This is a genomic window from Imperialibacter roseus (assembly GCF_032999765.1).
GTDB lineage: Bacteria > Bacteroidota > Bacteroidia > Cytophagales > Cyclobacteriaceae > Imperialibacter > Imperialibacter roseus.
Genome location: NZ_CP136051.1, coordinates 3,597,504 through 3,614,444, shown reverse-complemented (window position 1 = coordinate 3,614,444; position 16,941 = coordinate 3,597,504). Strand labels below are relative to the sequence as shown.

The window sequence follows — 16,941 nt, the reverse complement described above, 5'->3', positions numbered from 1 at the left end:
CGAAGAAAGGTTAATGAACCAGTATCTCTTCTTCAGCTTCTGTTACTTCCACAACACCACGGTCGTTGATTTCACGCAACTCCACTTTTTTGGTCTCGTTGATCAGAATGGGGTCGTATTTGGCAGCCACCCGGATGTAATTTTCGGTGAAGCCATGCATCATGCCTTCTTCAATGTCTTCCTCAAACAGCACGGTGAACTGTCCCCCCAGGTTTTCTTCGTAGAAGTTACGGCGCTTCTTTTCAGAAAGGGAGCGGAGCATTTTGGAGCGTTTGTTACGGTCCTTCATGGGCACCACGCCATCCATTTCAATGGCATCGGTGTTGGCTCTTTCGGAATAGGTGAACACGTGCAGGTAGGAGATGTCCAGCTCATTCAGGAACTGATACGTTTCAAGAAAGTCTTCTTCCGTTTCACCAGGGAAGCCCACGATGACATCTACCCCGATGCAGCAATGAGGCATTAGTTTTTTGATGGTAGCTACCCGTTCAGCATAAAGCTCCCGAAGGTAGCGGCGGTTCATGCGCTGCAAAATCTTGTTGGAGCCCGACTGAAGAGGGATATGGAAGTGGGGCACAAATCTTTTGGATTTTGCGACAAAGCTGATGATGTCTTTGGTAAGCAAATTGGGCTCTATGGAGGAAATGCGGAAACGATCAATACCGTCCACCTCATCCAATGCTTTAACTAGATCCAGAAACTTCTCCACCCTGCGTCCATCCTGAATGCCAAAGTCACCAATATTAACACCGGTGAGCACCACCTCCTTTACGTCGGTAGCAGCTATTTCCTGTGCTGCCACTACTATGTTCTGTATACTGTCGCTGCGGCTTTTGCCACGGGCCAGCGGAATGGTGCAAAAGGCGCAGCCGTAGTTGCAGCCGTCCTGCACTTTGAGGAAAGTGCGGGTGCGGTCGCCGTATGAATAAGAGTGATTGAAACGCTTTGCTTCTTTGATTTCAGAAGCGAACACCTGAGGCTTCTCCTTCTTTTGGAACCCATCGAGGTAGTCGATCAGCTGGAATTTTTCGGCAGCACCCAATACAGCATCCACCCCGGGAATTTCCGATATTTCCACCGGCTTCAGCTGTGCATAGCAACCAACGATGGTTACGTACGAATCCGGAGAAATCTTCTTGGCCTCCTGCACCACTTTGCGACATTTCTTGTCGGCGTTTTCCGTCACCGAGCAGGTATTAATGACAAAAATATCTGGAGAATCAGAAAAATCTACCTTCTGATAGCCACGGTTTTCGAACATCCGTGCGATCGTTGAGGTCTCGGAATAGTTGAGCTTACAGCCTAAGGTATAGAATGCCACCTTTTTCATTGGAATGCAAAGGTAAGGAGATTAGATCGAAATCCTTATGGACACCTGAAAGATAATAGCCAGACCTGCCTGCATTTGTGTTATCGTGCGAAGAAGGCTGCTGTTTGCAAGGTGATAAGAATCAGAAATTGAGGTGATTAAAGTTTTTAGTGAAGACTATATGATTGGTTAGCTTGACAAAGTACCAATTCTCACGCATAAACAATTTAGTCATGAAAAACATACTCATTCCAACCGATTTTTCACCTAGCGCAAACAATGCATTGAGGGTGGCCGCACTCATAGCCCGGCAGGCCAAAGCAGAGATACATTTACTTCACTCAGTAAGAACCAACATCGACTGGGCGCATTTGCCAATAGAGAAAAGGGCGTCGTATCCTGAAACGCTGGCAAATATAGAAAAAGCAGAAAGTCAACTGGAGAAAGAGTCGTGGAAGCCGTTACTCAAAGGACTGAAGATTCACACTCACCTTGTCGCCGGAAACATCTATGAGCAAATTGTTCACTTTGCGAACAAGAAAGTGAAAGCAGACCTTGTGGTGATGGGAGCTCATGGGCCAGACGAACCGAAGGAGTTGTTTATTGGCTCCAACGCACAAAAGACAATGAGAATGGCACAATGCCCTGTGCTCACGATCAAGAAAAATTTCAAAGGGAAGACTTTCAAAAAAATACTGTTTGCCTCAGATTTTGCGGAAAACGTCAATGCTTCCTTTGAGAAGATTTTGGACGTGGCCAAAGCGGTGAAGGCAAAAATCGAAATGGTCTTTATCAACACGCCGACAGACTTCAAGAATGACGACACTATCAATCAGATAATGGACAAATTTATAGCGAAGTATCCCGGGGTGAAATTCAGTAAGGCCGTTTACAATCATCAGTTGCCCGACAGAGGAATTCTCAACTACAGCCTTGCTTCTAAGCCGGACATGATTTCGCTGGTGACCCACGGCAACAGGCATATTCCGCATTATCTGTTGGGTGTTACCGAAACGCTCGTTTATCATTCCAATTTTCCGGTGTTGAGTATGAATATAAAGTAGTCTGGCTGGTTTCTTTGAATGGCCAGCTCTTCCATATGCAGATATTTGGAAGGACTGGCTTTTTTTATGTTTCATAAAAATCGGCTTGGCTTCATTGGACACAAGAAAAATTGTTTACTCCACTACTTATTTGAATCAAAGGTGTTTCTGCTTAGTTTGAATCAGTAATTGTAAACTGAAAATCAATTAATGAAACCATCAATTCAACGCTTGCTTGAAGGAAACGAATTGTATTACAAAGGTGAGACAAGAAAAGACCCTGAGTTTTTTCTTCGTACTTCTCAAGGCCAGCAGCCCAAATTTGGAAGAAGGCTTGCTGACAGGTCGTTTTACTTAGTCAAACCCGACGTGCTATGATAGTATATGAATCTAACCGCTTCTGGGTAAAGGATATGGTCAACTTCACCAGAAGTTATACAATGAAAAAAATCATTTTTGGTGTGTTGCTGATAGGATCCTATACTGGTCTGGTGTGTTTTGTGTATGAGTTTTACGGTCTGGAATCAAACTTGCATTCGGGCATCTACTCTCTTCTGGGTGTCATTTTAAGCATACTCCTTGTGTTTCGAACAAACACCGCCTACGACAGGTGGTGGGAGGGGCGCAAGCAGTGGGGTGCGCTGGTGAACAACTGCCGCAACTATGCCATCATGGTGGAAAGCCTGCTGCCAGCCAATGACAAAGACACCCGGAGATTCTTTGCAAAGCATATCGCAAACTTTTGCATAGCACTCAGGGATCATCTGCGTGACGGCGTCAAAACAGACGCTTTGCTGCTGTTGTCTGATGAAGAGATTTCGGAGCTTACCCCAAAAAAGCACAAGCCCAACCACATTTCTTTGTGGCTTTACAAAAAAATGACAGCGCTTCAGAAGGCTGGTGTTTTATCGGAGGCCGATGCCATCAATATGAAAATCCACCACAACTCGTTGCTTGACATATTGGGTGCCTGCGAAAGGATACGAAAAACACCCATTCCATTTTCCTATGCCGTGCATATCAAGTTATTTATCACGGTTTACGGCATCATGCTTCCTTTTGGGATGATTGCCGACTTTGGCTATCATACAATAGGACTTGTGATGGTGATTTTCTTTGCATTGCTTGGTCTTGAGCTGATGGCCGAAGAGGTGGAGGAGCCTTTTGGTGTCGATTGCAACGACCTGCCCACCGGTGACATAGCCCACAACATCAAGAACAATGTTTTCGAAATTTTGATGGACGAACGCCCTGTGCAGGAAGAAGCAAAAAGGGAATTATACGAGAAAATACATTGATCAGTCTTCGTAGAACTCAATAGGAAGATCATCCGGATCACTGAAAAACGTAAACCTTTTGCCGGTGTGTGGATCAACCCGAAGATCTTCGCAAAGAACGCCTTTGGACTCCAGGTGACTTTTCGCAGACTCGATATCGCTGACCTTGAGAGCCAGATGCCTTAAACCGCAAGCCTCCGGCCTTGAAGGCCTCGGGGGCGTATTGGGAAAAGAGAAAAGCTCTATTTGATAAAGCCCATTAATCTTTAAATCCAGCTTCCACGAATCCCGCTCTTCTCTGTAAACCTCTCTAAGCGTTTCAAACCCCAGAATTTCGGTATAGAATCTCTTCGAGGCCGGATAGTCGGAGCAGATAACGGCAATATGGTGAACTCCGGAAACAAAGAAAGGTGAATCTTTTTGCATAAAGCAAAGATTCACCCTCCTGAAGTATAAGTCAACTTTGTCGTTGCTTTATTTTTTCTTTGTAAAAATCTGAATTACGCCGTTAGCTCCCCGCATGCCATACATCTGTTGTCCTTCAGCCCCTTTGATAACATTCACAGTTTTGATGTCATTCACATCAACAGCACTCACAGCGTCGGCATAGCTGTTACCTATGGCTGTATTGTTGATAACATACAAGGGGCTGTTGTTTCCTCCAACAGAGGACATACCTCTCACCATCACATTTACGGTGCTGCCTCGCTGGTCAATTTGCAAGCCCGGAATTCTGCGCAGGTAGTCCACCAGTTGCATGCTGTTATTGTTCAGCGACGAGACACTGCCGGCTTTAGTGTCAGACGAGTCGTCCATTTTGATAGATATTGTATCGCTGTCATCACTACTTTCTGTGGTGGAGGCCTTTTTGTTGGCAGCACAAGACGAGAGAAGCACGATCGCTATTGATGTGGCGATAAAGCGGTTGAAAGTAAAAAATGTTTTCATAGGTATGATATGTTTAATGATAGTAAGCTATTTTCAATGAAATTACGAAAATTGGCTGTCATTGAGCGTGCAAAGACAATTTTTAACAACTTAAAAGCCAAACCCGTGTAAATTCATGAGTAATGTGGGCTGCTTGTTATTACTTTTGGCAGAAATCTCTTAAAAACGGTAGATCAATTTGAAACTGATAAAAGTGAAACATCTGTATCTGGCTTTTCTCTTACTCCCCGGGGCAATGCTTGTCGCTCAGCCGGCGCAGCAAGCAGTCGAACAAAGTGTTTTTGTAATAGATGCTGAAACCAATCGGCCGATAGAAGGAGCAGTCGTGAGCTTCCAATCCGGGCAGGCAATAGCCGGTGAAAATGGAATGGTTACTTTGTCAGCAGAATTGCCTGTTGAAGTACTGCTTTCACATGTGAGTTATATTTCCACCAAAGTGATCATCAGTAAGTCCGGCCAAACGCTGTACATGCAGCCTTTGGAAAAGATGCTGCAAGCTGTAGAGGTAACAGGCTTTGATTTTGAACGGGAGTTGATCGATCAGGCAGCGCCGATAGCCTACCTGCAGCCAGCCGACCTGGCCAAATTCAGCGAAACCTCCCTTGTGCCCTCGCTCAATACCCTACCCGGTGTGCGGATGGAGGAGCGGGCGCCGTCAAGCTACCGGGTTTCTATCAGGGGTAGCTCGATCAGATCTCCATTCGGTGTCAGAAATGTGAAGGTATACTGGAACGATTTGCCTTTTACAGAGGCTAACGGAACCACGCCATTGAACATATTAGACCTGTCGAATACAGAGCGAATAGAGGTGCTAAAAGGGCCATCCGGAAGTGTGTATGGCGCAGGTACAGGCGGCACACTTTTGCTTAGCAGTGCTAACCCGAGAGACATTAAGGGCAATGGACTGGCCTGGCAAAGCATGGCTGGCAGCTACGGCTTGTGGAAACACCAGTTTTCCGGAACTGTTCGCCGTGACAAGAGCCTGATAGAGGTAAAAGGTGTTGCCCTTAAGTCGGACGGGTACCGGGAGCAGTCTTTTACCGACAGAAAAGTGGCTCAGGTGTCGGCGCATTTGTTCCCATCGGCCAACCACACTGTTTCTGTTCATTCATTTTTCAGCGACCTCAACTACGGCATCCCCGGGGGCCTTACACTAGACCAACTCAACGAAGACAGGCGCCAGGCCAGGCCGGGCAGTGTCGACAGGAACTCGTCGATTGACCAGAAGTCGGTGTATGTGGGAGTGGTGAATGATATTGTCATTTCCGACAACTTTGAAAATAAAACGAGCCTGCTTTACTCCTATGTCGATTTCCAGAACCCATTCAATCTCGACTATAAAAGGGAGTTTAACTCAGGACTGGGTGGCAGGACAAAATTTGTTTGGCACAAAAGTGCAGGCGAAGCCCAGGCCCACCTGTCGTTTGGAGGAGAGTGGCAGCAGGGGTGGAGTAATGCCTACAACTTTGGCAATGTGATGGGCAAGGCCGACACACTCCGTTTTCACGACGACCTGCTGATCAAGCAATACTTTGCCTTTGCGCAGCTGGATGTAGATCTGCCAGGCGAGTGGGTGGTTACCGGCGGATTAAGCAGAAACTACCAGGTATTTGATATCGATAGAGATCAGTCGAAAGTTGGGCCGGTATTTACTTACAATAACTCGTTTGACCCTATTTGGGTGCCGAGGCTGGCAGCGCTTAAGAAGCTATCCGATCGCCAGTCTATTTATGCTTCTTTGAGTAACGGTTTTTCGCCACCGACGATCGACGAGGTCCGAACCAACGAAGGGAGCATCAATAAAAACCTGACAGCGGAAAAAGGCATTAATTATGAACTGGGCTACCGGGCATCGATTATTGGAGACAGATGGTTTGTGGATGCCACTGCTTTCTATTTCAAGCTCAAAGGAACAATTGTAACTCGAACCAATCAGGACGGTGTTGTGCTGTTTGACAATGCTGGTAATACCAACCAAAAAGGAATAGAGTTGAAAGTAAACGGAATTTTGTCCGAGAACCCAGCGGCGTTTGTAGCTTCTTCCAAGCTCCAGGTAGCCTACACGGGGTATCACTTTCGGTTTGAAGATTATCAGAAAGGTGACGATGACTTTTCAGGCAACAAGCTGACGGGTGTGGCGCCAAATACAATTGCCACAGTATTGGATATTGCTTTTAAGGGCAACTTCTATTCGAATTTGAGCTGGTTCTGGAGCGATAAAATACCATTGAGGGACGATAACACTGTATATGCCGATGCTTACAGCAATGTGACTTGCCGACTGGGTTGGAAGAACCAACTTGCTTCAGGCAAATGGGGCTTGGAACTGTTTGCTGGCGTAGATAACCTGCTGGATCAGAAATTTAGCTGGGGCAACGACCTGAATGCATTTGGAGGCCGGAACTATCAACCGGCACCGGCGAGGAACTACTATGGAGGATTAAAAATTCGTTTATAGGCAAAAAGAAAAGGGTGGAATCGACCCATCGTCAATTCCACCCCTGTGTTCCGTTTAGAGGGCTGTTTCTTATAAGAAAGAGAATCCCAACGCTACCACCCACATGCTTTGACGCTGGTCGGTGTTGTAGCCACCAACAGCATCGCCAAGTTTGCTGAGGCTGCCCTCATATTTTACATCAAGTATAAGTGGACCAAGATCAAGACCAGCACCTGCCTGAAAACCGACGGTGGCGTTGCTGTAGTTATTTTTCACGTCAGTCGTAATGTCACCTACTTTTGATTCGGCTTTTAGCAGGTAGCTAAACGACGGGCCTACGTTTACACGAACAATTTTGGCAAACTTCTTTCCAAACATGATTGGGACATCCAATTTTTTAAAGGAAAGCTCTCTGGTTTCGTCCAAAGATGCAGAAACGTCTTTCACATGTATTTCGCCACCTGTTGCAGAAAACAGCAATTCTGGCTGTAAGTAAAAGCCTGCTATACCCAGCCGGGCAAATGCGCCACCCTGGAAGCCGATTTTGGCATCGCCGCTTTCAAATTGGGCACCCAAAGATGCGCCGGTTGATTCCTTGTCAACCTTTATGGACGATGATGTAAGGCCTATTCTTGGCCCAATCTTAATGTCTTGCGCATTGGCAGACGCCGCCATGGCAACAATAGCTAGTAGGAAAAGTGTCTTTTTGATCATTTTTGTAAAATTTTAGTCCTGAATGCAAATAACGACAAAAGTGACTGCATTATTAGAAGCGGGTAAAAAAAACAGACTTACTTAATTTATCGGGAGGATAAGGTCAATTTAGTGGGTTTATGGCATTAACAAATTACCTGATTCCTTGCGCATACCGCCTTTAGCATCCACTTTTGTGGTGGCTATGAAGAGCATCACCCCTCAAATGCAGCAAAGGTTGGACGAGCGTAAGACCAAAGGCAATCTACGTTCTCTGCCTTCTATCCAGTTACCACACAACTTTACCTCAAACGATTACCTTGGCTTGGCCAGGTCACAAGCGCTTGGGCAAATGATAGCTAACAGGTTGGCCGAGTTGGGAGCTCCAGCCCACGGAGGCACCGGCTCCAGGCTGCTTTCGGGCAACAGCGACTTTGCCATGGCGTTGGAACAAAAACTGGCTGGCATTTTTAATGCTGAGGCAGCACTGGTTTTTGGGTCTGGCTATCAGGCCAACCTTTGCCTGATTTCTTCGGTAGCACAAAAAGGAGACACTATTATCTACGATCAGCTTTCACACGTTTGCCTTAAGGAAGGTGCCTGGTTGAGCAAAGCCCAGACTTTTGCCTTTCTGCACAACGACCTGGAGGACCTTGAACGAAGGCTGAAAGCTGCTGAAGGCAATAAGTTTGTGGTGGTAGAATCGGTGTATTCTATGGATGGAGACGATGCCCCCTTGAAGGAGATAGCAACACTTTGTAAAAGATATGAAGCAAGGTTGATCATAGATGAAGCGCATGGTACCGGCGTTTTTGGAGAAGGAGGCAATGGTTTGGTTTGCTCTCTAGGCCTGGAACATGATTTCTTTGCCAGGGTTTACACGTTTGGGAAAGCCATGGGTGTTCATGGCGCAGCGGTAGTGGGTAGCCAGGAACTGATCGATTATCTGGTGAATTTTGGCCGACCATTTATTTATACTACAGCGATGCCTTTGCATAGTCTGGTAGCTATTGAGCAGGCATTCAATTACTTGTCGAAAAACCAGCATCTGCAAGCCGAACTAAGACAAAGGATAGCGTTGTTTTTAAAGCAGTTTCCTGAGGAGACTGACATGAAGAGAATTCAGAGCAATACAGCCATTCAACCTATTGTTGCGCAAGGCAATGAAAGGGCAAAAGCCATGGCAAAAGCCTTACAGAGCAAGGGATTTGATGTTCGCCCGATTTTAGCACCTACAGTGAGAGAGGGAGAGGAGAGGCTGCGAATTTGCTTGCATACCTATAACACAGAAGAAGAAATAAATGCACTATGTCAGATTTTAAGCCAGCCACTCTAAGCAGGTATTTTGTGACGGCAATTGGTACCGATAGCGGGAAGACGCTGGTCAGCGCCATTGTTTGTGAAGCACTTCGTGCCGACTACTGGAAGCCAATACAGGCCGGACTGCCCAGGGACACTGATACGGTAAAATCGCTGGTGAGCAATGAGAAGACGCAATTTCACCCGGAGGCATACCTGCTGAACACGCCAGCCTCACCCCATGCGGCAGCGAAGGCCGATGGCGTTGAAATAAGCATGACGAAGATCAAGTTGCCGCAAACCGACAATTGTCTGATCATTGAAGGGGCGGGCGGTTTGCTCGTGCCGCTCAATGATTATGATTTCGTCTCCGACTTGATCATAGAATTCAAGGCGGAGGTCATCCTTGTCGCCAATCTTTATTTGGGAAGCATCAATCACACCTTGTTGTCGGCAGAATATCTTAAGACGCATAAGGTGCCGGTAGCGGGAATTATTTTCAATGGTCCTTCTAATCCGGAAAGTGAGCAAATCATTATGGCAAAAACAGGATGGCCAGTGCTTCTTCATATCAAGGAGGAGGAGAAAATAGACAAGGAAGTGGTGAAGAAATACGCAGCACAATTGAATGAAAACTGGAAATGAGTAAATTGCTTCAAGAAATAGACAAATCCCTTATTTGGCACCCCTTCACGCCCCTGGAGGGAGGCATTGCACCATTAGTAGTTACGAAAGGGGAGGGTGCCTACCTTTACACCGAAGATGGGCGGAAAATCCTTGATGCAGTGTCATCGTGGTGGGTAAACATTCACGGCCATGCGCAACCAGACATCGCCCTGGCTATTGCCGACCAGGCCATGAAGTTGGAGCAGGTCATTTTTGCAGGCTTTACGCATGAGCCGGCCATTCGGGTAGCGGAAAGCCTTTTGGCCCTATTGCCGGATAAATTTTCTAAGGTTTTCTATTCCGATGATGGCAGCACGTCGGTGGAAGTGGCTATTAAGCTCGCTCTTCAATACTGGCACAACCTGGGAACCCCTAAGAAGCGATTGATAGCCATAGAAGGTGCCTATCATGGCGACACTTTTGGGGCCATGGCTGTGGGAGACAGGGGAGGGTTTACCGCCCCATTCGGTTCTTTACTGTTTGATGTGGATTTTATTCCGTTCCCTACCGAACAGAATAAGGATCAGGCGTTTGAGCGACTAAATGAACTTACTGCCACCGGCGAAGTAGCGGCCTTTATTTTTGAGCCACTGGTGCAGGGTGCCGGAGGCATGAATATGTATTCTGTGGGCATTTTGGATGAGCTGATGAGCATTGCCCGGAGAAATAAAGTGATCTGTATTGCTGATGAAGTAATGACCGGCTTTGGGCGAACAGGCACCATTTTCGCCACAGACCAAACTACCCACAAACCCGACCTGATGTGCATGTCGAAAGGGATTACCGGAGGTTTTTTGCCGCTGGGAGTTACCGCTGTGGCTGACTTTATTGTGGAGGCTTTTGCAACGGCGGACCTTTCAAAGACCTTCTTTCATGGACATTCGTTTACCGCCAATCCTTTGGCGTGTGCCGCTGCCATTGCCAGCATGAAGCTGTTGCTCGATGAATCGTGTCTACGGCAGCGTCAGATGATTGAAAGAAGTCATCGGGCTTTTGCCGGGAAGATCGGTGGCGATGCGAGGGTAAAAGACGTGAGAGTTACCGGTACGATTCTGGCGCTGGACATCAATACCGGCGACACATCTTATTTCAATGACATACGCACCAAGGTGATGCCCTTTTTTCTGGAAAGAAACATTTTGATCAGGCCGCTGGGGAATGTGATTTATGTGTTGCCGCCTTATGTGATAACGGAGGAAGAGTTACAAAGGGTGTATGAAGCGATTGAAGACTTCCTGGGTGCTTAGTTTCTTTCGCTAAATCGCCCTTCTGCTTTTCAACTCCAAATACTTGTTCACGACATCTGCTGTCAGGCTTTGTGGGGTGGTATAGAGGCTCAGGATGCCATGCTGGCGAAGCAACTGGAGTATGGCGAACTTTTCGTTGAGCATGTTTTGGGCGATGGCCTGATGGTAAACCTCCCGAAGGTCACCCGCCCCATTGGTAATCAGTCCGTCGAGTTCTGTGTTTCTGAAAATGATAACCAATACCAAATGCTTACGATTGAGCAGCTTCAGGTACTTTAACTGGCGCTCCAGTGAATACAACGACTCAAAGTTGGTGTACAACAGTAGCAAGCTTCTCGACGTTATTTTCGCTGTTATCTGGGCATAGAGCATTCCGAAGTTATGCTCAGTGAAGGCTGTCTTTTCGTGGTAGAGGCTTTCCATCAGTACGTACATCTGTTTGGGGCCTTTTTGCGCAGGTACGATGGTGTCGGGTTTGTGCTGAAAAGTAACAAGACCCGCCCGGTCTCCTTTTTTAAGCGCAATATCGCTGATGGCCAACGAGGCGTTGATGGCGTAGTCGAGCAGTGTCATTCCTTCAAAAGGCATTTTCATTGGCCTGCTCTTATCAATCACATTATAAATCGGCTGCGACTTTTCATCGATATAGTGGTTGATCATCAAATGGCCCCTTCTGGCACTTGCCTGCCAGTTGAGGTGGCGTGGGTCGTCGCCGGGCGTATATTCCTTGATATGATCAAACTCCATGCTATGGCCAATCTTCCGAAGCTTTCGCTGGCCTTCTATTGACTGTTGCTGAGAAAAGGCGATCAGTTCGTATTTGCGAAGGTGCAGAAAGGACGGATACACTTTTACCGTTTGTTCGTGCCCGGCTTTGAAGTGCCTGTTGATCATGGCAAGTTTGGTGGTAACCAGCACGTTGGTGTGTCCGAAGTTGTATTCGCCTCTTGCAGTAGGCCGAACGAAGTAAGACGCCAGCCGTGTTTCACCTCTGGCGACAGTCAGAACAATGGCCAGGTTCCTCATCTGAAATTGAGGAGGCAGCTCATCCAGCACCTCAACGTCCAGGCCGAATGAGTACCTGTTAGTTATTCTTAAGACCACAGCATTGTCATCACCATTCGAGAACCGCTCTGGCAATTCCCTTTCGCAGCTCACCTCGCCGCCAGTAATAAACAGCAAGAGAAAATCGGCAGCCAGCAGTGCCATAAAGGCAAAGAAAACCAGCTTAACCGGGATGAGAAGCGCCGGAAAGAAATAGCTGGCCGCAAACCCGATGGTAAGGACGGTGGCACTGTAGTAGAACCGGTTGGTAACGAATAGCTTCATTTTACTTGGGCACCGTGACCTGCTCAATGATTTGCTGACAAACTTCTGTGGAGGTGAGCCCTTGCATTTCAGCTTCAGGATTGAGGATGATCCGATGGTCAACCACTGGCTTGAACAGGTACTGAATGTCCTCGGGCGTCACGAAATCACGGCCCTGCATAGCGGCGTAGGCCTTCGATGACCGTAGCAGGTCGATTGACGCTCTTGGCGACGCACCAAGATACAGGGAAGGATGGCTTCTGGTTTTGCCTACCAGGTGCGCAATGTACTCCACCAGCGAGTCTTTGGTTAATATCTGCCTCAGGTTTTCCCTTATTTCTATTACCTCCTTGCGGTTAATCACAGGATGAATAAAGCTCAGCTGCTTGAAGCCAAAGTTGCCATTGACCAGGTGCAGCACCTGAAACTCTTCTTCCAGCTTTGGGTAGTCGACCTTAATTTTGAAAATGAACCGATCCAGCTGAGCCTCGGGTAGCCGGTAGGTTCCTTCCTGTTCAATAGGGTTTTGAGTAGCCAGCACCATAAAAAGGGGATCCAGTGGGTAGGTGGTGCCGTCGTTGGTGACCTGCTTTTCCTCCATTACCTCAAAAAGCGAGGCCTGGGTTTTGGCTGGTGCCCTGTTGATTTCGTCAATGAGGACGAGGTTGGAGAAAATGGGCCCCTTCTTGTAGTCAAATTCAGCCTTTTTGGGGTTGAAAATAGAGGTGCCGAGCACATCGGCTGGCATCAGGTCGGGAGTAAACTGAATGCGCTTGAACTCGGCATCAATCATTCGGGCTGTTAGTCTTGCTGTAAGCGTTTTGGCCACACCAGGCACGCCCTCAATCAGCACATGGCCTTCTGCTAACAGCGCCACCAGTATCAGGTCGAGCATTTTGTCCTGGCCCACCAGCGCTTTCCTGGCTTCGGTTTTTATTTTAGCTACTTTCTCATTGAGAAGTTTCAGATCAATTCTGTTTTCAAATTCACTCATGCTATTTGTATGTCAACTTCTGATTCCATTTTTAACATTTTTCAACCCACTATCCTGTTGAGCTTTTCAGCCAGCAACACCAGCTCGTTGCCTTTTATCTGTTCCTTTTGCCTGACAGCGATCACCGCTGCCAGCGTAGCGTTGATCTCTTCAATAGGTACCTCGCTTCGCACCGAAAGCATGTGATTAAAATACTCAGTTGGCTCAAAGGTCAAGTAATATTTTTCCTTTACCCGGTGAATGAAGTGCCGGATCATCTTTTCCGCCAGGTTTTTATGATTGCCTTCCTGAAAATATAAATTGCCCAGTGTTTTCACATAAGTCAAAGTGGCATTCTCAGGCGGTGTCATCACTGGAATGGCTCGTTGCCTCCTTCGTGTTTCGATAATCAGAAAGACCAGTAACGCTGCCAAAGCCAGGTAAAGCGCCAATTTCAGTGCTTCCTGTGAAAGGATATAACGTAGCGGGGTTTGAACTTCGGGCCGGCCAAGCTGGTAGAAGTAGCTGAGCTGGGTGCGCTGCTCAGGGAGGAGGTTCAATATACCAGCCGCAAACCGGTAGTTGTCCTGATAGAGCAGACCAAAATTGGTGAAGATCAGCGGCGAACTGCATAAAATCAATTCGCCATCACCAACTGCTTTTTTGATTACCAGTGGCTGGTCGGTTTCATCGGTGACAATGATTTCCCATTTGTCGGCTTCTACTTCCTCAAAAACTGCCTGTATCATTTGCCGGGGGTACCTCGATGAAGAAGAGTTTATGCGGCTGATTAATTGAATTTGATCTTCTCCGAATATCTCCTCGTTAACGAAGCTGTAGTTGAACGCCACCTTCAGGCCCAATGAATCGAGCCATGCCTGGGGAAATTGATGGGCTGCCAAAAAAACGGAACTACCTGCGTGGAGCATCTCACTGATGCTTTCCTCGTCAGTTGGGCTTAGTTCCATTTCATGTGCCAAAACGAGAACATTTTCTTTGTCTGTGAAAAGCTGCGTGAAGTTATAGTTGCTGGTCTCAAGCTCAGGAAAAATGTCCGGCAGCCTTTCAATGAGCACAAAACCCCCGAATGGATTCTTGTCATCTTCATGAAAGGTGATAGTCCAATCGAGCGGTTTGGGTGCCGTGTATTGCACGATCACGTAACCGACGAAAAGGCCGATAAAAACCCAAAGAAAGATTTTGTCCTTTTTGTTCATGCCTTTTTCTTTTCCAGGTCAGCCACTGTTGCCTTGCACAGTTGAACGTCGGTTTCGTCCGGCTCAAACTCTCCATACCAGGTATACTCAAACACCTGCTTGAGCTGGATAAACTTTGATTTTTGGTCTCCGCTCAACTCACTGGCATAGTCGGCGCCAGTTTTCCAGGAGCGAATCTTCAGCAGGTTTTGATCGCTCAGATTCGTGAGGCCTTTCATATACAAATAGCGAATGGCCATTTTAAGGTCGCCCGCTTCCAATGCTTCATTGATGCGCTTGTTGTAGTCAACCTGCTGGCTGCCGCCATACACGGTAAAAGCCGAACTGCCAGCCTCATTCGATTTAGAAAAAACGGAGCCATACTGCATTTTAATAATCAAATAGGCTGCTCCCACGACCACAGCCGCAAGAAAAAGTAACCAGAGGATTTGGCCTATATTTTGTCCGTTGGGCCCACCAAACAACCTGCCGATCAGGCTAAATATCCAAAGCCATAATTGATCCCAAAGTGAAATTCCTTCCGGCCGAAGGCTGACGTAGTCAAAAGCTGGGTCGGCTTTGTAAGCTTCCATGGCTGCCCGGTCAAAGGCTCTTTCTCCGGCCAGCCACCTGGCTTCGGCATACAGACAGGCTCCCCACGCAATGCTGGTTGCAGCAAAAGCAAATACAGCTTTACTGAATATTTTCAAAGTCCTGAATTTTATTGATCAAGCCGGGGGCGCTGTTTCGTTCTGCCAAATTAAAATACTGAAAGCCGAGTGCGATCAGCGGGATAGAGTAGGAGAGGTAGCCCCCCACACCCAGGATCACCATGCTAATGGCCATATACCAACTTGAGAATATATTGGTAAAGGCACTAGGGTCGGTGTTGATTTTGTCTACCACACCTACCAACTCAAACATGTATACAGCATAAAATGGCACGGAGAAAATCATCGATACCACATAGGAAATCATTACCGAAATGAAAAGCAGCCCGAAAGTGCTCCACCACTTGTCTTTGATAAGGGTAAATGCTCTTCTGTAGGCTTCCACCGGGCTCACTTTCTCAAAATAAAGAATAGGAATAGCCAGCGACAGGACGACCCCGAAATAGAGCGCTGGAAGAAAGAAGAAGAAGACTGAAATGAAAAGAGTAATGCCCACGAGGATGGTCAGTAAAAAGGTGGAGCCAAACCTGCTCAAGGCTTTGCGAAGCACGTCCATGGCGCTAAACTCCAACGCTTCTTTTTGGCTGTAGAGCTCCATGAAGGCATAGGTTGTAAGTGACAACATAATGCTGGCAAAAATGGACACCAGGAACATAACGAAGTAGTTCGTGAAAAGTGTGGGTAGGTCATCCAGTATAGCCGGATTCCCCGGGTTGGCAGACATGCCCATGAAAAACCCCATAAACTGTTTCATCACTATGCCCATGATGAGGGCAGTGGGGCCAGCAACGAAAAGCAACGTTGTAAAAAGCTTTTTGAAGTTTGCTCTTATGAATTCGATGGTGGCGTTCAGCTTCTGGCCGAAGTCACGCATTTTGTACAACTCAATTTTTGGCGTGGTCATGAGGGTTGGTTTTTAGAGGCAAATAGAAAAAGTAGAATAGAATGAGCAGCAGCGACAAGCTGATGATCAAAAGCTTCAGGTAAAGTGGCCATTCGGTATGCCGTGTTACAAACGACTCGATAAACCCGGCAACTACGAAGAAAGGAAACAGGCCAAGCACTACTTTAATGGCTTGCTTTGCCCCTCGCTGGAACGAGTACAGCCGGGGGTAGGTGCCGGGAAACAAGAAGCCATTGCCGAGGACAATACCCGCTGCCCCAGCTACGATGATAGACCAGATTTCAATAGTGCCGTGAAGCCAGATGGTGAGGATGGTATCGTCGAAGAAGCCTTCTTTGAAGAATAGGTAATGAAAGGCACCGAGCATTACACCATTTTGGAACAGCACCCACCCGGCCCCAACACTAAAGAAAAGGCCCAGCGCAAAAGCCACAAATGATACCCGGATATTGTTGGAGGTAATAGCCATGAACATATGGTTGCCCTCCATAGAACCATACACGCCCATGGGGTCGCCTTCTTTGATATTATTTAGCGTCATGTCCACATAGGCATCGCCCATGATCAGGCGCATGAAGGTTTCGTCGTTGGCAGAAGACAGGGCTCCAATGGCGACTCCAGCAGCAGTAATGAGGAAGGCAATAAGGATGTATTTGTACGACCTTCGGATTTCCAATGGCACCTCATAGGCCCAGAATTTACGGAACCGCCCTTTCTCTTCTTTCTTGTTTTTGTACACCGTTGTATGGACCTTCAACGCCAGGGCATTCAGATAGGTGAAAAGTTTGGTGTTTGGATAGTTGGCCTTGGCAAAGGCCAGGTCTTCGGTAAGGTGGATATAGATGAGCGAAAGTTCGTCGGAAGAAAGTGTGCCAGTATTTGTCAGTTTCGACTCAAATTCATTCCATTTAGCCTGATTATTTTTTACAAATATTGACTGCTTCATTATCTTCCGCCCAAATATGCGTTA

16 protein-coding genes are annotated in these 16,941 nt (G+C 47.1%); 6 read left to right on the top strand and 10 right to left on the bottom strand.

Annotation, left to right across the window (positions count from 1 at the left end):
- Nucleotides 1-10 precede the first annotated feature (10 nt).
- On the bottom strand, nt 11-1,330 hold the full coding sequence (mtaB, locus tag RT717_RS15060) for a tRNA (N(6)-L-threonylcarbamoyladenosine(37)-C(2))-methylthiotransferase MtaB (protein WP_317487208.1): 1,320 nt from the start codon (nt 1,328-1,330) through the stop codon (nt 11-13).
- 212 nt (nt 1,331-1,542) lie between these two features.
- Here mtaB and RT717_RS15055 point away from each other — a divergent pair, with 212 nt between their 5' ends.
- Both RT717_RS15055 and RT717_RS15050 read left to right on the top strand, forming a co-directional pair.
- Complete coding sequence (locus RT717_RS15055; RefSeq protein ID WP_317487207.1) at nt 1,543-2,373, top strand: universal stress protein; 831 nt, start codon at nt 1,543-1,545, stop codon at nt 2,371-2,373.
- A gap of 353 nt (nt 2,374-2,726) precedes the next feature.
- Complete coding sequence (locus RT717_RS15050; protein WP_317487206.1) at nt 2,727-3,650, top strand: bestrophin family protein; 924 nt, start codon at nt 2,727-2,729, stop codon at nt 3,648-3,650.
- On the opposite strand, the gene gloA2 is transcribed toward RT717_RS15050, so the two are convergent.
- A complete protein-coding gene (gene gloA2 / locus RT717_RS15045; RefSeq protein WP_317487205.1) occupies nt 3,651-4,055 on the bottom strand; it encodes an SMU1112c/YaeR family gloxylase I-like metalloprotein in 405 nt (134 codons plus the stop codon).
- Between the two features lie 48 nt (nt 4,056-4,103).
- Nucleotides 4,104-4,577: a TonB-dependent receptor plug domain-containing protein gene (locus tag RT717_RS15040; RefSeq protein ID WP_317487204.1), complete on the bottom strand. Its 474-nt coding sequence runs from the start codon at nt 4,575-4,577 to the stop codon at nt 4,104-4,106.
- Between the two features lie 193 nt (nt 4,578-4,770).
- On the opposite strand from RT717_RS15040, the gene RT717_RS15035 reads away from it, so the two are divergent.
- Nucleotides 4,771-7,035, top strand: a complete 2,265-nt coding sequence (locus RT717_RS15035) for a TonB-dependent receptor (RefSeq protein ID WP_317487203.1) — start codon at nt 4,771-4,773, stop codon at nt 7,033-7,035.
- A 69-nt stretch (nt 7,036-7,104) separates the two neighbouring features.
- Here RT717_RS15035 and RT717_RS15030 read toward each other — a convergent pair whose 3' ends face one another.
- Nucleotides 7,105-7,728 (bottom strand): porin family protein, encoded by a 624-nt coding sequence (locus RT717_RS15030; protein ID WP_317487202.1) that lies wholly within the window; start codon nt 7,726-7,728, stop codon nt 7,105-7,107.
- A gap of 184 nt (nt 7,729-7,912) precedes the next feature.
- On the opposite strand from RT717_RS15030, the gene RT717_RS15025 reads away from it, so the two are divergent.
- Genes RT717_RS15025 through bioA form a run of 3 tightly spaced genes read left to right on the top strand, consistent with a single transcriptional unit; the run spans nt 7,913 to nt 10,919 of the window.
- On the top strand, nt 7,913-9,043 hold the full coding sequence (locus RT717_RS15025; RefSeq protein ID WP_317487201.1) for an aminotransferase class I/II-fold pyridoxal phosphate-dependent enzyme: 1,131 nt from the start codon (nt 7,913-7,915) through the stop codon (nt 9,041-9,043).
- The gene (bioD, locus tag RT717_RS15020; RefSeq protein ID WP_317487200.1) at nt 9,016-9,651 is read left to right on the top strand and encodes a dethiobiotin synthase; all 636 of its coding nucleotides are present in this window, start codon (nt 9,016-9,018) and stop codon (nt 9,649-9,651) included. The genes RT717_RS15025 and bioD overlap by 28 nt, the downstream gene beginning before the upstream one ends.
- A complete protein-coding gene (gene bioA, locus RT717_RS15015; protein ID WP_317487199.1) occupies nt 9,648-10,919 on the top strand; it encodes an adenosylmethionine--8-amino-7-oxononanoate transaminase in 1,272 nt (423 codons plus the stop codon). The genes bioD and bioA overlap by 4 nt, the downstream gene beginning before the upstream one ends.
- Nucleotides 10,920-10,928: 9 nt before the next feature.
- Here the strand turns inward: bioA and RT717_RS15010 are convergent, their stop codons facing one another.
- The 6 genes from RT717_RS15010 to RT717_RS14985 are packed head-to-tail and all read right to left on the bottom strand — an operon-like array spanning nt 10,929 to nt 16,917.
- The gene (locus tag RT717_RS15010; RefSeq protein WP_317487198.1) at nt 10,929-12,248 is read right to left on the bottom strand and encodes a DUF58 domain-containing protein; all 1,320 of its coding nucleotides are present in this window, start codon (nt 12,246-12,248) and stop codon (nt 10,929-10,931) included.
- Nucleotide 12,249: 1 nt separating this feature from the next.
- Complete coding sequence (locus tag RT717_RS15005; protein WP_317487197.1) at nt 12,250-13,221, bottom strand: AAA family ATPase; 972 nt, start codon at nt 13,219-13,221, stop codon at nt 12,250-12,252.
- Between the two features lie 41 nt (nt 13,222-13,262).
- Nucleotides 13,263-14,417, bottom strand: a complete 1,155-nt coding sequence (locus tag RT717_RS15000; protein WP_317487196.1) for a DUF4350 domain-containing protein — start codon at nt 14,415-14,417, stop codon at nt 13,263-13,265.
- Nucleotides 14,414-15,106, bottom strand: a complete 693-nt coding sequence (locus tag RT717_RS14995) for a hypothetical protein (RefSeq protein WP_317487195.1) — start codon at nt 15,104-15,106, stop codon at nt 14,414-14,416. The genes RT717_RS15000 and RT717_RS14995 overlap by 4 nt, the downstream gene beginning before the upstream one ends.
- Nucleotides 15,090-15,971: a hypothetical protein gene (locus RT717_RS14990; protein ID WP_317487194.1), complete on the bottom strand. Its 882-nt coding sequence runs from the start codon at nt 15,969-15,971 to the stop codon at nt 15,090-15,092. The genes RT717_RS14995 and RT717_RS14990 overlap by 17 nt, the downstream gene beginning before the upstream one ends.
- Nucleotides 15,952-16,917, bottom strand: coding sequence for a stage II sporulation protein M (locus tag RT717_RS14985; RefSeq protein ID WP_317487193.1), 966 nt, complete (start codon nt 16,915-16,917; stop codon nt 15,952-15,954). Before RT717_RS14985 ends, RT717_RS14990 begins: the two co-directional genes overlap by 20 nt.
- Between the last annotated feature and the right edge of the window lie 24 nt (nt 16,918-16,941).

Excerpts from the sequence above, each read along its gene's own strand:
- bioD (WP_317487200.1), top strand. The coding sequence starts at position 9,016 with ATGTCAGATTTTAAGCCAGCCACTCTAAGCAGGTATTTTGTGACGGCA.
- RT717_RS15025 (WP_317487201.1), top strand. The coding sequence starts at position 7,913 with ATGAAGAGCATCACCCCTCAAATGCAGCAAAGGTTGGACGAGCGTAAG.
- bioA (WP_317487199.1), top strand. The coding sequence starts at position 9,648 with ATGAGTAAATTGCTTCAAGAAATAGACAAATCCCTTATTTGGCACCCC.
- RT717_RS15030 (WP_317487202.1), bottom strand. The coding sequence starts at position 7,728 with ATGATCAAAAAGACACTTTTCCTACTAGCTATTGTTGCCATGGCGGCG.
- RT717_RS15005 (WP_317487197.1), bottom strand. The coding sequence starts at position 13,221 with ATGAGTGAATTTGAAAACAGAATTGATCTGAAACTTCTCAATGAGAAA.
- RT717_RS15010 (WP_317487198.1), bottom strand. The coding sequence starts at position 12,248 with ATGAAGCTATTCGTTACCAACCGGTTCTACTACAGTGCCACCGTCCTT.
- gloA2 (WP_317487205.1), bottom strand. The coding sequence starts at position 4,055 with ATGCAAAAAGATTCACCTTTCTTTGTTTCCGGAGTTCACCATATTGCC.
- RT717_RS15050 (WP_317487206.1), top strand. The coding sequence starts at position 2,727 with ATGATAGTATATGAATCTAACCGCTTCTGGGTAAAGGATATGGTCAAC.
- RT717_RS15055 (WP_317487207.1), top strand. The coding sequence starts at position 1,543 with ATGAAAAACATACTCATTCCAACCGATTTTTCACCTAGCGCAAACAAT.
- RT717_RS15040 (WP_317487204.1), bottom strand. The coding sequence starts at position 4,577 with ATGAAAACATTTTTTACTTTCAACCGCTTTATCGCCACATCAATAGCG.
- RT717_RS14990 (WP_317487194.1), bottom strand. The coding sequence starts at position 15,971 with ATGACCACGCCAAAAATTGAGTTGTACAAAATGCGTGACTTCGGCCAG.
- RT717_RS15000 (WP_317487196.1), bottom strand. The coding sequence starts at position 14,417 with ATGAACAAAAAGGACAAAATCTTTCTTTGGGTTTTTATCGGCCTTTTC.
- RT717_RS14985 (WP_317487193.1), bottom strand. The coding sequence starts at position 16,917 with ATGAAGCAGTCAATATTTGTAAAAAATAATCAGGCTAAATGGAATGAA.
- mtaB (WP_317487208.1), bottom strand. The coding sequence starts at position 1,330 with ATGAAAAAGGTGGCATTCTATACCTTAGGCTGTAAGCTCAACTATTCC.